The 13,307-nt window shown below is 64.8% G+C and carries 10 protein-coding genes; 8 read left to right on the top strand and 2 right to left on the bottom strand.

What is annotated here, in order from left to right; translation table 11 throughout:
* Nucleotides 1-12 precede the first annotated feature (12 nt).
* The gene (gene hrpA, locus E8E75_RS22200) at nt 13-4,017 is read left to right on the top strand and encodes an ATP-dependent RNA helicase HrpA (RefSeq protein ID WP_153917564.1); all 4,005 of its coding nucleotides are present in this window, start codon (nt 13-15) and stop codon (nt 4,015-4,017) included.
* Nucleotides 4,017-4,553, top strand: a complete 537-nt coding sequence (locus E8E75_RS22195; protein ID WP_120652396.1) for a DUF3087 domain-containing protein — start codon at nt 4,017-4,019, stop codon at nt 4,551-4,553. Before hrpA ends, E8E75_RS22195 begins: the two co-directional genes overlap by 1 nt.
* Nucleotides 4,554-4,999: 446 nt before the next feature.
* On the opposite strand, the gene E8E75_RS22190 is transcribed toward E8E75_RS22195, so the two are convergent.
* Nucleotides 5,000-5,950 carry a LysR family transcriptional regulator gene (locus tag E8E75_RS22190; protein ID WP_120652394.1) on the bottom strand — a complete coding sequence of 317 codons (951 nt, stop codon included), beginning with the start codon at nt 5,948-5,950 and terminating at the stop codon, nt 5,000-5,002.
* A gap of 178 nt (nt 5,951-6,128) precedes the next feature.
* On the opposite strand from E8E75_RS22190, the gene E8E75_RS22185 reads away from it, so the two are divergent.
* From E8E75_RS22185 to E8E75_RS22165, 5 genes are all read left to right on the top strand, one after another.
* Entirely contained in the window at nt 6,129-7,637 is a 1,509-nt protein-coding gene (locus tag E8E75_RS22185; RefSeq protein ID WP_280359790.1) for an efflux transporter outer membrane subunit, read from the top strand.
* A gap of 9 nt (nt 7,638-7,646) precedes the next feature.
* Nucleotides 7,647-9,884, top strand: a complete 2,238-nt coding sequence (locus tag E8E75_RS22180; protein WP_153917568.1) for an FUSC family protein — start codon at nt 7,647-7,649, stop codon at nt 9,882-9,884.
* On the top strand, nt 9,874-10,074 hold the full coding sequence (locus E8E75_RS22175; protein WP_153917570.1) for a DUF1656 domain-containing protein: 201 nt from the start codon (nt 9,874-9,876) through the stop codon (nt 10,072-10,074). Before E8E75_RS22180 ends, E8E75_RS22175 begins: the two co-directional genes overlap by 11 nt.
* Nucleotides 10,075-10,081: 7 nt before the next feature.
* On the top strand, nt 10,082-10,993 hold the full coding sequence (locus tag E8E75_RS22170) for an HlyD family secretion protein (protein WP_120652386.1): 912 nt from the start codon (nt 10,082-10,084) through the stop codon (nt 10,991-10,993).
* Between the two features lie 179 nt (nt 10,994-11,172).
* Nucleotides 11,173-11,436, top strand: coding sequence for a DUF2790 domain-containing protein (locus tag E8E75_RS22165; RefSeq protein ID WP_120652384.1), 264 nt, complete (start codon nt 11,173-11,175; stop codon nt 11,434-11,436).
* A gap of 60 nt (nt 11,437-11,496) precedes the next feature.
* On the opposite strand, the gene E8E75_RS22160 is transcribed toward E8E75_RS22165, so the two are convergent.
* Nucleotides 11,497-12,285, bottom strand: a complete 789-nt coding sequence (locus tag E8E75_RS22160) for a helix-turn-helix transcriptional regulator (RefSeq protein WP_120652382.1) — start codon at nt 12,283-12,285, stop codon at nt 11,497-11,499.
* A gap of 134 nt (nt 12,286-12,419) precedes the next feature.
* Between E8E75_RS22160 and E8E75_RS22155 the strand changes: the two genes are divergently transcribed.
* Nucleotides 12,420-13,235, top strand: a complete 816-nt coding sequence (locus E8E75_RS22155) for a carbon-nitrogen hydrolase family protein (protein WP_120652380.1) — start codon at nt 12,420-12,422, stop codon at nt 13,233-13,235.
* Nucleotides 13,236-13,307 lie beyond the last annotated feature (72 nt).

Genomic DNA, 13,307 nt, shown 5'->3' with positions numbered 1-13,307 from the left:
TCAGCGGAACCGATGAGCGAGCAATCTCCCAGCGCCGAACAACTCCTGAAACGCCTCGACCAGGCCATGGGCGCCGACCGCCATCGCCTGCGCCGACAGCTCCACGAGCTGCGCAAGCATCCGGACGACGCCAAGCTGGCGCAGTGGGCCGAGCGCTTCCAGGCTTCCATCGCGCGGGTCGAGGCGCGGCGCGCCAGTGTGCCGGTGATGCGCTACGACGACGCCCTGCCCATTGCCGCCAAACGCGACGAGATCAAGGCGGCGCTGGAAAAGCACCAGGTGCTGGTGATCGCGGGTGAAACCGGCTCGGGCAAGACGACCCAATTGCCGAAGATCTGCCTGGAAATCGGCCGTGGCACCCACGGTCTGATCGGCCACACCCAGCCACGCCGGCTGGCGGCGCGCAGCGTGGCGACACGCGTGGCGGAAGAGATCGGCAGCCCGCTCGGCGAGCTGGTGGGCTACCAGGTGCGTTTCGAGGACCAGTCCAACGAGCGCAGCCTGATCAAGCTGATGACCGACGGCATCCTGCTGGCTGAAACCCAGCATGACCGCTTTCTCGAACGCTACGACACGATCATTGTCGACGAGGCCCACGAGCGCAGCCTGAACATCGACTTCCTCCTTGGCTACCTCAAGACCCTGCTGCCACGCCGCCCGGACCTCAAGCTGATCATCACCTCGGCCACCATCGACCTGGAGCGCTTCTCGAAGCATTTTGGCGATGCCCCGATCATCGAGGTTTCCGGCCGCACCTATCCGGTGGATACCTGGTACCGGCCGCTGGCCGCCGAGGTGGACGAAGACGGCGAAGCACTGTTCGACGACCTGTCCGTGGACCAGGGCATCCTCCGTGCCCTGGACGAGATCACCGCCCATGAACGCGAAGTGGGCAAGCGCCCCGGCGACGTGCTGGTGTTCCTCCCTGGCGAACGGGAAATCCGCGATTGCGCAGAAGTGCTGCGCAAGGCCAACCTCAGGCACACCGAGGTTCTGCCGCTGTACGCGCGGCTGACGCCGGCCGAGCAACAGAAGATTTTTGCCCCCATGCCGGGCCGCAAGATCGTGCTTTCCACCAACGTCGCGGAAACGTCTCTGACGGTACCGGGCATCCGCTATGTGATCGACAGTGGCACCGCGCGCATCAGCCGCTACAGCTATCGCGCCAAGGTCCAGCGCCTGCCGGTGGAAGCGGTGTCCCAGGCCAGCGCGAACCAGCGCAAGGGCCGCTGTGGCCGTGTCGAACCGGGTATCTGCGTGCGGCTGTACAGCGAGGAGGATTTCATCTCCCGCCCGGCCTTCACCGACCCGGAGATCCTGCGCACCAACCTCGCGGCGGTGATCCTGCAGATGCTCCACCTGCGCCTGGGCGATATCGAGGCCTTCCCCTTCATCGAACCGCCGGACGGCAAGGCCATCAAGGACGGCTTCACGCTGCTGCAGGAACTCTCGGCGGTGAACCGCGAGTGCCAGCTCACGCCCATCGGCCGCCAGTTGGCGCGCCTGCCCATCGACCCGCGCCTCGGTCGCATGGTGCTGGAAGGCGTTCGCCAGGGCAGCCTGGACGAAGTGCTGGTGATCACGGCCGCGCTGTCGGTGCAGGACCCGCGTGAACGCCCCCTGGAGCGCCAGCAGGCCGCCGACCAGGCGCATGCCCAGTGGAAGGATGTGGACTCCGATTTCGCTGCCCTTATCAACCTCTGGCGCGGCTTCGAGGAACAGCGCCAGGCGCTGGGCTCCAAAGCCCTGCGCACCTGGTGCCGGAAGAATTTCCTCAACTACCTGCGCCTGCGCGAATGGCGTGACGCCCACCGCCAGCTGGTGCTGATCTGCCGTGAGCTGAAGCTCTTCCCCGAGGCCGGCAGGAGCCAGCTTGCTGGCGAATCTGGCAAGGCGCGGAAGGATTCCGCCGTTCGCCAGCAAGGGGGCTCCCACAAGGAGGAGACGCCCGAACGCAGCATCGACTACGCCAAGGTGCACAAGGCGATTCTCTGCGGCCTGCTGAGCCAGATCGGCCAGAAGACCGAGGACGGCGACTACCTGGGCGCCCGCCAACGGCGTTTCTGGATCCACCCCGGTACCGCAATCGCGAAGAAGCGCCCGCAGTGGATCATGGCCGCCGAACTGGTGGAAACCACCAAGCTGTTCGCGCGCATGGTGGCCAAGATCGAACCGGACTGGCTGGAGCCACTGGCCGGTCATCTGGTGAAGAAGAATCACCTGGAGCCCCATTGGGAGAAACGTCGCGGACAGGTCGTGGCCTTCGAGCAGATCACCCTCTACGGCCTGATCATCGTTGGCCGTCGCGCTGTGCACTACGGCCCGGTGGACCCGGAGGTCTCCCGCGAGTTGTTCATTCGCGAAGGCCTGGTACGTGGCGAGATCAACAGCAAGGCGAAGTGCCTGACCGCCAACCGCCAATTGCTGGAGCGGCTGGACGAACTGGAAGCCAAGGCACGCCGCCGCGACATCCTTGCCGACGAAGAAACCCTCTTCGCCTATTACGCGGCGCGCCTACCGGCAGACCTCTACCAGACGGCCAGCTTTGATAGCTGGTATGAGCGCGAGCGGGCGAAGAATCCGAACCTGCTGATCATGCGCGAAGAAGACGTGCTGGCCCGCGAAGCCAGTGAAGTCACCGCCGCGCAGTACCCGGACAAACTACGTCTGGGCGAACTGGAACTGCCGCTGTCCTACCACTTCGAGCCCGGCCACGTCCGTGACGGCGTGACCCTGCGCGTGCCCGCGCCGCTTCTGCCGCAGCTGCCGCCGGAGCGCCTTGAGTGGTTGGTGCCCGGCCTGCTGGAAACCAAGTGCGTGGCGCTGGTGCGCAACCTGCCCAAGGCCATCCGCAAGAACTTCGTGCCGGTGCCGGACTTCGTGAAAGCGGCCTTGGCCAAATTGGTGTTCGCCCAAGGCTCGTTGCCGGAAGCGCTCGGCCGTGAGCTGCAGCGGATGACCGGTGCTCGCGTGCCGGAAGAGGCCTGGGTCGAGGCGGCTGCCCAGCTGGAAGGCCACCTGAAGATGAACCTCGAAGTGGTGGACGCCCGCGGCAAGTTCCTTGGTGAAGGCCGTGAACTGGCCGAGATCACCGCGCGCTTCGCCGAAGCCAGCCAGGCTGCCCTGGCCATTCCGCAGGCGCAGAAGGAACAGAAGCCGGTGGAAGCCAAGGGCTTCGCCCAGGTCGCGGAGAAAACCCAGCAAAAGGTCGCCGGTCTTTCCATGACGGTGTACCCGGCACTGGTAGAGGAGGGCGGCACCGTCAAGGAAAGCCGCTTCCCGACCCAGGCCGAAGCCGAGTGGCAGCATCGCCGCGCACTGCAGCGCCTATTGCTGCAGCAGCTCGGCGAAAGCGCCAAGTTCCTCCGTGGCAAGCTGCCGGGTCTTACCGAACTTGGCCTGCTGTACCGCGACATGGGACGTGTCGACGCGCTGGTGGAGGACATCCTCCTGGCCAGTCTGGACAGCTGCATCCTCGATGGCGAAGCCAACCTGCCCCGTGATGGCGCGGCCCTGGCCTCGCTCGCCGAGAAGAAACGCGGCGCCTGGGCCGAGCACGCCGAGCGGCTGGCGCGACTGACTCTGGACATCCTCAAGCTCTGGCATGCCCTGCAGAAGCGTTTCAAGGGCCGGATCGACCTGGCGCAGGCAGTGGCGCTCAACGACATCAAGGCGCAACTGGGTAATCTCGTCTATCCGGGCTTCGTTCGCGAAACCCCGGCGGAGTGGCTGAAGGAACTGCCGCGTTACCTCAAGGCCATCGAGCAGCGCTTCGACAAGATTGCCGCACAACTGCAACGTGACCGTGTCTGGTCCGGCGAGTTGGCTGGCTACTGGGAGCAGTACCAGGCCCGCCTGGCCAAGCACGCCCAGGAGGGTAAGCGTGATCCCGAGCTGGTGCTCTATCGCTGGATGCTGGAGGAATACCGCGTATCGCTGTTCGCCCAGCAGTTGGGCACGAAGATGGCGGTATCCGATAAGCGTCTTAATAAACAGTGGAGCCAGGTAGAAGCGTGATGAGCGAGCCCTTCGAAATACGTCCGATGATCCCCGAGCAATATCGCCAGCAGACCCGGCGCATCACCCTGGTCATCGCAGGCCTGTTCATTGCCCTGGCGCTGCTGTTGTCCACTTTTTGCGTGCAGGTGTTTGGTACGCCTGGTGGCGACAATTTCCGCTGGAACCTGATTGGTGTGCTGGCCGGCCTGGCGCTCACCGTCGCCTTCGTGCGCCTTCAGCTCTGGCCACGCCCGTGGATGGCTCCGGCCGTCTACGGCTGGCAGCTCAAGCGCAATCTGATGCGCGTGACCAATGTCATGCACAAGGTCAAGGCAGGGGTGGCGGCCGGCGATCCGGCAGCGATGAAGCTGCTGCGCTTCTACCACCTGGGCCTGACACAGATGCACCAACTGGATGGCAACAGCGCCGACCTCAGCCACCATGTGCACGAGATCGACCGGCACCGAGAAGCGATGGAAGTGCAAGGACTGCCGGTGGAGCAGAACCGCCTCGATCCGGTCTGGCTGGAAGCGGTGAAGGGGTACGGCAAGTAGTTTCCAGAACCCGCTGAGCCAAGCTGCTGACCGAATTCTGCGGATATTTTTGGTTTCGCCTTCCCAGGTAAGTCCCTTTTCCAAACGTTGAAAAGGAAGCAAAAAACTTGCCCCTGCATTCGGCCCCGGCTTCGCCGGGGTTCCCTCCCTTCATCGTTGCGCCGGGGGCGCGGTGCGAGGGGGCATCCATGGCCCCACTCGCCTCTCGCGGCATCCATGCCGCTCGTCCTCCTCTGCAACGATTCCGCTCGGCCTGCTGAAGGGGCGGAGTCGCTGCCCCGCCTCTGTTGCTCACTATCAGGCACGTTTCGGCTTCAGGATGGCAAGGGCCTCGCTAGCGCGAGTCACCCTTCGCCTGGCTGCGGGAGAGGGGGCGGGCCGCGTTCGGAAGAGGGTTTCCTCAGGCTGGCGCAGATTGGCAATCGCTAACGCTGACAGGGCCGTCGCTAACGCACCCCCAATCGCAAGCTGTACTCCGCCACCGCCTTCTCGTCCGCCGCGACCCGCTCCGGCAGGAACTCGCGAAGGAACTCGACCCAGGTACGGATCTTCGCATCGAGGAACTGTCGCGACGGATAGAGCGCGTAGATGCCGAGGGGGAAGAGGCTGTGGTTGGGCAGCACGCGGACGAGGCTACCGTCCTTCAGGCCGCTGATGGCCGAGTACACCGGCACCACGCCCACACCTATCCCGGCCCTGATGGCTTCGGTCATGGCATCGGCCGTATTCACCTGGAAGGGCGTCTGGTTGACGCTGACCATCTCCTGTCCGTCGGGGCCTTCGAACAGCCACTTGTCCAGGGACATCACATTGTTAACCAGGCGCAGGCAGCGGTGCTTCGACAGCTCCGAAGGCATGCGCGGCGCCCCATGCTTCTCGATGTAGCCGGGGGAAGCGCAAAGCACGCTGTAGGTGGTGCCGAGCTGCTTGGAAATGAAGCCCGAGTCCGGCAGCTCCTGGGCGATCACCACGGAGATGTCGTACCCCTCGTCGAGGATATCGGTGGTGCGGTTGGCCAGGGTCAGGTCGAAGCTCACGTCCGGGTACTTCTCGCTGTATCCGGCGATCGCCTTGATCAGGTAGTGCTGACCGATGCCGGTCATGGCATGTACCTTCAGGTTGCCCACCGGGCGCGCATGGGCCTCGCTGGCCTCGGCCTCGGCTTCTTCGATGTAGCCAAGGATCTGTTCGCAGCGCAGCAGGTAGCGCTGACCGGCCTCGGTCAGGGCGATGCGGCGTGTAGTGCGGTGCAGCAGGCGCGTGCGCAGGTGGGTTTCGAGAGTGGCGACTGCGCGGGAGATGTATGAGGTCGTGAGATCCATGCGCTGGGCAGCGGCGGTGAAGCTGCCGGTTTCCGCCACACAGACGAAGGCGCGCATGTTGAAGAGGATGTCCATGGAGGGTCCTGGCCCGGAAGGGAGGCAAATTTTGTCACGAAGTATGTCCCCGGATTATGGCTGATTCAGTACACAATCCTTCATCTATCCGTCGCCTTATCCTTCACCCTGGCTGCCCCTAGAATCGCCGCCGATCCAGGCCCTGTCCCTGGCTACCCAGCATTCAGGATATGCCGCAGTGCACCGCAATCCTTGGTCCGGTTTCGCCCGCGCCAGTCTGTTCGCCGCCATTTCGTTCCTCTCCGCTTGTATCGATAGTCAGGGCATAGCGCCCCAGGCAGAACGCCTGGATGCTGCCCAACTGGACCCCGGCTCGGCCATTCGGCGCGCCGAGCGTGACGCCGCCTGGCCCGACACCCAATGGTGGCGCGCCTATGGCGACCCGCAGCTGGACGCCTGGATGGAGCAGGCGCTTGCCGGCAGCCCCAGCCTGGCCATTGCCGCTGCCCGTGTGCGCAAGGCCCGGGCGCTGGCCGGGGTGGTGGAGTCCGCTGAACAGCCCCAGGTCGCCTTCGATACCAATCTGCAGCGCAAGCGCTGGCCGGCTGACAACTTCTATGGTCCCGGCGATCTTGCCCGCAGCACCAGCTGGAACAACGCCAGCCTGCTGGGCTTCTCCTACGACCTCGACCTCTGGGGCCGCGAGCGTAGCCGCAGTCACCAGGCGCTGGACCGGGCCCGAATGGCGGTGGCCGAAGGGCGCCTGGCGGCGCTGGAGCTTCAGGGCAACCTGATGCGCAGCTACGTCCGCCTGGCCCTCTTGCATGCGCAACAGGACATAGCCCAGGCCGCTATTGCACAGCAGGAACAAATCCTGCGGTTGGCCGAACAGCGCCTGCGCGACGGTATCGGCACCCGCCTGGAAGTCAGTCGTGCCGAAGCGCCATTGCCGGAGTCCCACCGGCAGATTGACGCCCTGGATGAATCCATCGACCTTGCCCGCAACCAGCTTGCCGCCCTGGCCGGCAAGGGGCCGGGGGAGGGCGAGCACCTGCAGCGTCCGACGCTCGATCTGCAACAGCTGCCCGGCCTTCCCGCGCAACTGCCGCTGGAACTACTCGGTCGTCGACCGGACCTGGTCGCCAGCCGCTGGCAGGTGGCGGCGCAGGCGCGCGGCATCGAGGTCGCCAAGGCGGGCTTCTACCCCAACGTCAACCTGCTGGGCGGTATCGGCACCAATGCCACCCAGGGCGGCGTGCTGGATTTCCTGCGCTACGACAAGCTCACCTACAACCTTGGCCCGGCCCTCAGCCTGCCGGTGTTTGATGGTGGGCTACGCCGTGGCCAGTTGGGCGCTGCCGCCGCCGAGTACGACATTGCGGTGGAGCAGTACAACCGGACTTTGATCGGTGCGCTGCAACAGGTGGCCGATGCCCTGGTGCGCATCAGGTCGCTGCACCAGCAGCAGGCACTCGCTGCTGAAGCGGTGGCTGCCGCGCAAAAGACCTGCGACCTCGCGCTGCTGGCGCAGAAGCGCGGCCTCACCGGCTTCGACGCCGTGCTGGAAACCCAACCCGTCCTGTTCCAGCGCCAGCTCCGGCAACAGCAGGTACGCGCGGAATTGCTCGGCGCCCAGGCCGACCTGCTGCTGGCCCTTGGTGGCGGTGTGCTGCCCGAGCCCGGCGGCCCCGACGCCGCAACGCTGGCGCCGCAGGAACCTCGCCTGCGTTTTCTCCCCAAGTACTGAGGACCCGACATGGTTCGAACCTTCAACCGCGCGCTGGTCGATTGGGCGCGCAGTGACGGCCTGACCTGGGCCTTCATCTTCAAGGCCCTGCTCACCGCCTTCCTCGCCCTCTGGCTGGCCTATCGCCTGGAACTGCCGCAACCGGGCACCGTGCTGGTGACCGTGTTCATCGTCATGCAGCCGCAGAGCGGACAGGTCCTGGCCAAGAGCTTCTACCGCATCATCGGCACCTTGCTGGGGCTGGCCGTGATGGTGGCGCTGATCGCCCTGTTCAATCAGGAGCGGGTGCTGTTCATGCTCTGCCTGGCCATCTGGATCGGCCTGTGCACGGCCGGCGCCGCGCGCTACCGGGATTTCCGTGGCTACGCATGCGTACTGGCGGGCTACACGGCGGTGATGATCGGCCTGCCGGCCACCTCGCACCCGGACGATGCCTTCATGCTCGCGCTCTGGCGGGTCCTGGAGATCAGCCTGGGCATTCTTTGCACCGGCCTGGTCAACGGCCTGATCCTGCCGCAGAGCACCAGTACCGACCTGCGCAACACCTTGCATGGACGTTTCCGCGACTTCGCCGCTTTCGCCTGCGAAGGGCTGGCCGGCGGCCTCGATACCGGACGCTTTGATGCCAGCAACGCGCGCTTTGCGGCCGCCGCCGTGAATCTCGAGAACATGCGTAACGCCACCGCCTTCGAAGATCCGCACATGCGCATGCGCAGTGGGCGCCTGGCGCGCCTGAACAACGAATTCATGGTGCTTTCCACCCGTTTCCATGGCCTGCACCAGTTGCTGCGGCGCCTGGCCAACTCGCTTGCACCAGAGGTGGGAGCGAGCTCTGCTCGAGAAGGCTCGGAGTCGATGGAGTTCGCTAGCAGAGCTGGCTCCTACGGGGGCATGGTGCTCGACGCGTTGCAGCCTTGCCTCGCGGAAGTTTCACGGCTGCTCGCGCCGCTGCGTGACCGCCTGAGCAGCGAGGCTGACGCGGCCCAACTCGCCATCCGCCTGGAGGCCTGCAAGCAAGAGCTGATGCAGTTGATCCGTAGCGGTCGCGCGCAGCTTGCCGTGCAGCAGCCCAGTGAAGCCCAGAGCCTGGATTACGACACGGCTGCCGAGCTGCTCTACCGCTTTGCCGATGACCTGCACAGCTACGCTCAGACCCATGCCTCGCTGTTGGATGACCACCATGCCCGCGAGCAGTGGAAAGAAAGCTTCCGACCCCGCGCCAACGCCGTGGCTGCGGCCGTGGCGGGACTGCGCAGCAGCCTGCTGATCCTGCTGCTCGGCGCCTTCTGGATGGCCACCGCCTGGCCCAGCGGCGGTACCTTCGCCATGACCATCGGCATGGTTTCGGCGCTGGCATCATCCTCGTCCAATCCTCGGCGCCTTTCACTGCAACTCACCCTGGGTGCCAGCGCGGGCGCTTGCCTGGGCATCTTCATGACTTTCCGTGTCCTGCCCGAGATCGACGGCTTCGCGTTGCTCTGCTGTGCCCTGGCGCCGGTCGTCGCGCTGGGTGCCTACCTGCTGGCGCGACCGCAACTGGCAGGTGCCGGGCTGGGCCTGCTGATCTGGTTCTGCATGAACTCCATGCCGGCCAACCAGACACTGTTCGACCCGCACCGGGTGCTCAACGAATACCTGGCCTCGGTGATTTCCATGGCGCTGGCGACCGCGGCCGCCGCGGTGCTACTGCCGCCCAACCGGCCCTGGCTGTGGCGGCGCCTGGAGCGCGACCTGCGCATGTGCGTGGTGCGTGCCGTGAGCGGTCGGATGAAGGGGCTGGTGTCCGGTTTCGAAAGCGGCACCCGCGACCTGTTGAATCAGGCCTACCTGTATTCCGCCGGACGCCCGGACGTGCAGCGCCAGTTGCTGCGCTGGATGTTCCTGGTGCAGGAAGTGGGGCATGCAGTGATCGAGATGCGCCTGGAGCAGGCGCGCCTGCCGGCGCTCTCCTGCTATGCCGAATCCATGCCCTGGCGCAATGCCATCCGTGCCATGGGCCGGGCACTGATCCGGCTGTTCATCCAGCCTTCGGAAACCAACCGCCAGCGCGCTCTGTTCGCCGTGGAACAGGCCATCGACAGCGTGCGCAGCACCGCCGAGCCATGCGCGCCGCAGTTCGAAACCTCGCCCCTGCGACGCTTGCAGAGTTACCTGCACTTCATCCGTACCTCGCTGCTGGACCCTCAGAATCCGCTGGGCGGCGATGCAGCGACGACGTATCCGCAAGGAACCGTCCATGCCGCGTGAAATCGCAATGCACGGTGTCTACCTGCCGAGCCTGACCCTTTTGTTCCTGGTGGCGTTCCTGCTCGGCTGGGCGCTGGATCGACTGTTCGCCTGGTGTGGCCTCTACCGCCACGCCTGGCACCCGGCGCTGCTCCGTGTCGGCCTGTTCACCTGCCTGTATGGCGCCCTGGCGCTGACCATCTACCGTTGAGGCTTCCATGTCCCTGAAACGAATCATCAGTGTCGGCGCGACCCTGCTCATCCTCGCGCTGGCGGTCGTGCTGGTGCGCACCCTCTGGCAGCACTACATGGACTCGCCCTGGACCCGCGACGGTCGCGTGCGCGCCGATGTGATCAACATCGCCCCGGACGTGGCCGGCCTAGTGGTGGACGTGCCGGTACGCGACAACCAGCAGGTAGAGGCCGGTGACCTGCTGTTGCGCATCGACCCGTCCCACTACGCAGTAGTAGTGGAGCAGGCCGAAGCCCTGGTGGCGGCCCGCAAGGCGGCGCTCGCCATGCGCAAGGTCAATGCCGACCGCCGCGCCGAGATGGACGACCTGGTGGTATCCCGCGAGAGCCGCGAAGACGCCGGCCACCTGGCCGCCGCCGCCCTGGCTGAATACCAGGAGGCTGTCTCCGCCCTGGATGCCGCCAAGCTCAACCTGGCGCGAACCGAAGTCCGGGCGCCGGTGGCTGGGCATATCACCAACCTCAACGTCTACAAGGGCGACTTCGCCGAGCGCGGCGAAGCCAGCATGGCCCTGGTGGACGAGCAGTCCTACTACGTCAACGGCTACTTCGAAGAGACCCGCCTGCCACGCATCAAGGTAGGGGATCTTGCCGAACTCAGGCTGATGAGCGGCGAGCGCCTCACCGGGCGAGTGGACAGCATCGCCCGTGGCATCTACGACCGCGATAACCCGGAAAGCCGCGAGCTGATCGCCGACGTGAACCCGACGTTCAACTGGGTGCGACTGGCCCAGCGGGTGCCGGTGCGCATCCACCTGGACGAGGTTCCCGAAGGCGTGCTGCTGGCTGCCGGCATGACCTGCACCGTGGTGATAGGGGAGAAGGGCGCCAGGCCGGAAACTACCGGCTGGCTCGATGGATTGCTGTTCGCACAGTAAACAGTCCTTGTTGTATCCGGCGCTGTTTGTGAAGTTTCCCGAATATTAAAATTATCCCGCCTCCCACGATGAGGCACTTGCTGCCGTAAACATCACCGAAAGGTGTTGCGCTGTACCTTCGGCCAGTTCGTGGAGAGCTGGCCGAAGTTCCAAACTCCAAGCACTCGGGAAACAATCCAATGAAAGCTCTTGCCTTGCTGGTTCTTGCCGGCATGTCTGCCTTCGCCTTGGCTGAAGAGCCGGCAGAATCCACTGTCGCCGGGGAACCCGTGATCGAGCAGTATCACTACGGGATGGAACTTGATATCGCCAAAGTTCTTTCTCGAAGTGAAATTTCCGATGTCTGCGGCGTGGTTCCGGCCTATATGACCTACGAAGATCATCAGGGCAAAGTTCATCGCCTGGAATATGTGGTTTTTGGCCAGGGTTGCAGTAACGGTTGATTGGCAGGATGTCATTCATCAAACCGAATTATCACTCTGCAAGCAGAATACCGAGCCCGCTTACCCCTCCTGCGCCTTCAGGAACAGGCGAAACAGCTCTGACTGAGACTTGATCCCCAGCTTGCTGTAGATGTGCTTGCGGTGGACCTTCACCGTCTCGGCGGAGATATCCAGCTTGCGTGCGATCTCCTTGCTCGAACAGCCGCTCAGCATCAGGCGGCCGACCTCCAGTTCGCGGGCGGTCAGGGCGCTTTCTACCTTCTGGCCGGCGGCTTCCAGCTGTTCCTGCCAAGCTGGGGCGGGTGGAGGCGGGTTGGCCATCAGCTCTTGCTCGAAAGCCAGGCGCTGGCGCATCAGACCGGCAACCCAGGGCTGGATCAGGCCGAGCAAGGCGATTTGCTCCGGGCTGAAGCGCTGCCGCGAGCCCAACGAAAGGCATAGCGTCCGCCCGCCATCGAGCGGCACGTTCAGCTGCACCTCGTCGGCTACGACGTTGAGCCGGAAGTAGCGCTGGTAGTAATCGGTCTGCTCGAAGCATTCCGGCGCCACGTCAGCGAGACGGAACAGGCCGCCGGTGTTGTGCTCGCGGCTGGCGATGTAGAAGGGGTCCAGCAGGTAAAGGCCGCGCAGGTAATCCTGGAACAGCGGGTCAGGTCCGCCATCCGCGCCCGGACATTCGGCGAGCACCTGGGGGCGTCCATGACTGAAGAGCAGGGCGACCCAGCTATCGAAAGGCACGTACTGCTCCAGCTGGCGAACCAGGGCGATCCAGAAGCCTGGGCGATCGAGCTGTTCGATCAACCGCCCGACGGACTGGTGCCAGGCGATGTCCTGCAAGGTAAGACTCATGTTTCTACCCCCGATGGGTTACCACACCCGCGTAATTACTCCAGGCCCTGTCGCGTTCCATACTCCGGACATGCCAGGGCGGGTGCAGAGCATTCTGACGTCTGCTCGCCCGCTGACAAGAACCAGGAGCACCCATGAAGGTCGAACTCGTCCAACTCGCCGGCCGTGACGGCGACACTGCCTACAACCTCGAACGTACCCTCCAGGCCATCTCCGCCTGTGCTCCGGGTACGGACCTGGTGGTTTTTCCGGAAACCCAATTGATGGGTTTCCCCACCGAAGCCAACGTCGCCGCCGTTGCCGAGCCGCTGGATGGCCCCAGCGTGCAGGCCGTCCAGCGCGCTGCGCGTGAGCGCAATGTGGCGGTGGTCGTCGGAGTGGCGGAGAACGATGCCGGAACCTTCTACAACACCACGCTGCTGATCACACCGGACGGCATCGCCCTGCGCTATCGCAAGACTCACTTGTGGGCATCGGATCGCGGCATCTTCACGCCCGGGGACCGTTACGCCACCGCGCTGTGGAAAGGCATTCGCGTCGGCATCCTGATCTGTTTCGACATCGAGTTTCCGGAGAGCGCCCGCGCCCTTGGCCAATTGGGTGCAGAGCTGATCCTGGTGACCAATGGCAACATGGACCCCTATGGCCCCACCCACCGTACCGCGATCATGGCCCGTGCCATGGAGAACCAGGCATACGCCGTGATGGTGAACCGCGTGGGCGAGGGTGATGGCAGCCTGGTGTTCGCGGGTGGCAGCGCGGTGGTCGACCCCTTCGGCCAACTGCTCTGCGAGGCCGGGCGGGAGGAGTGCCGGCAGATCGTAGAACTGGACATGACCCGACTCGAATCTGCGCGCCGCGACTATCGCTATCTGGACGAGCGCCGGTTCGTGCTGCCGGGCGAGCGTATCGACCACGCAGACGGTCGTCGCGAGCTGCTGATTTCCTGACCCCTTTGGCCGCCCCATCCGCAGGGCGGCCGCTTCACGCCGACTTCGGCTCTGTCACAACAACCAACAATT

The organism is Pseudomonas sp. BN606 (assembly GCF_029873115.1).
In the GTDB taxonomy this organism is placed as follows: Bacteria; Pseudomonadota; Gammaproteobacteria; order Pseudomonadales; family Pseudomonadaceae; genus Metapseudomonas.
The sequence above is the reverse complement of the archived record's forward strand: the minus strand, read 5'-3'. Positions and strand labels throughout refer to the sequence as shown.

What these genes read in the sequence shown, in the direction of transcription:
- E8E75_RS22155 (WP_120652380.1), top strand. Translation starts at nt 12,420, where the DNA reads ATGAAGGTCGAACTCGTCCAACTCGCCGGCCGTGACGGCGACACTGCC.
- E8E75_RS22195 (WP_120652396.1), top strand. Translation starts at nt 4,017, where the DNA reads ATGAGCGAGCCCTTCGAAATACGTCCGATGATCCCCGAGCAATATCGC.
- E8E75_RS22160 (WP_120652382.1), bottom strand. Translation starts at nt 12,285, where the DNA reads ATGAGTCTTACCTTGCAGGACATCGCCTGGCACCAGTCCGTCGGGCGG.
- E8E75_RS22165 (WP_120652384.1), top strand. Translation starts at nt 11,173, where the DNA reads ATGAAAGCTCTTGCCTTGCTGGTTCTTGCCGGCATGTCTGCCTTCGCC.
- E8E75_RS22175 (WP_153917570.1), top strand. Translation starts at nt 9,874, where the DNA reads ATGCCGCGTGAAATCGCAATGCACGGTGTCTACCTGCCGAGCCTGACC.
- E8E75_RS22180 (WP_153917568.1), top strand. Translation starts at nt 7,647, where the DNA reads ATGGTTCGAACCTTCAACCGCGCGCTGGTCGATTGGGCGCGCAGTGAC.
- E8E75_RS22170 (WP_120652386.1), top strand. Translation starts at nt 10,082, where the DNA reads ATGTCCCTGAAACGAATCATCAGTGTCGGCGCGACCCTGCTCATCCTC.
- hrpA (WP_153917564.1), top strand. Translation starts at nt 13, where the DNA reads ATGAGCGAGCAATCTCCCAGCGCCGAACAACTCCTGAAACGCCTCGAC.
- E8E75_RS22190 (WP_120652394.1), bottom strand. Translation starts at nt 5,950, where the DNA reads ATGGACATCCTCTTCAACATGCGCGCCTTCGTCTGTGTGGCGGAAACC.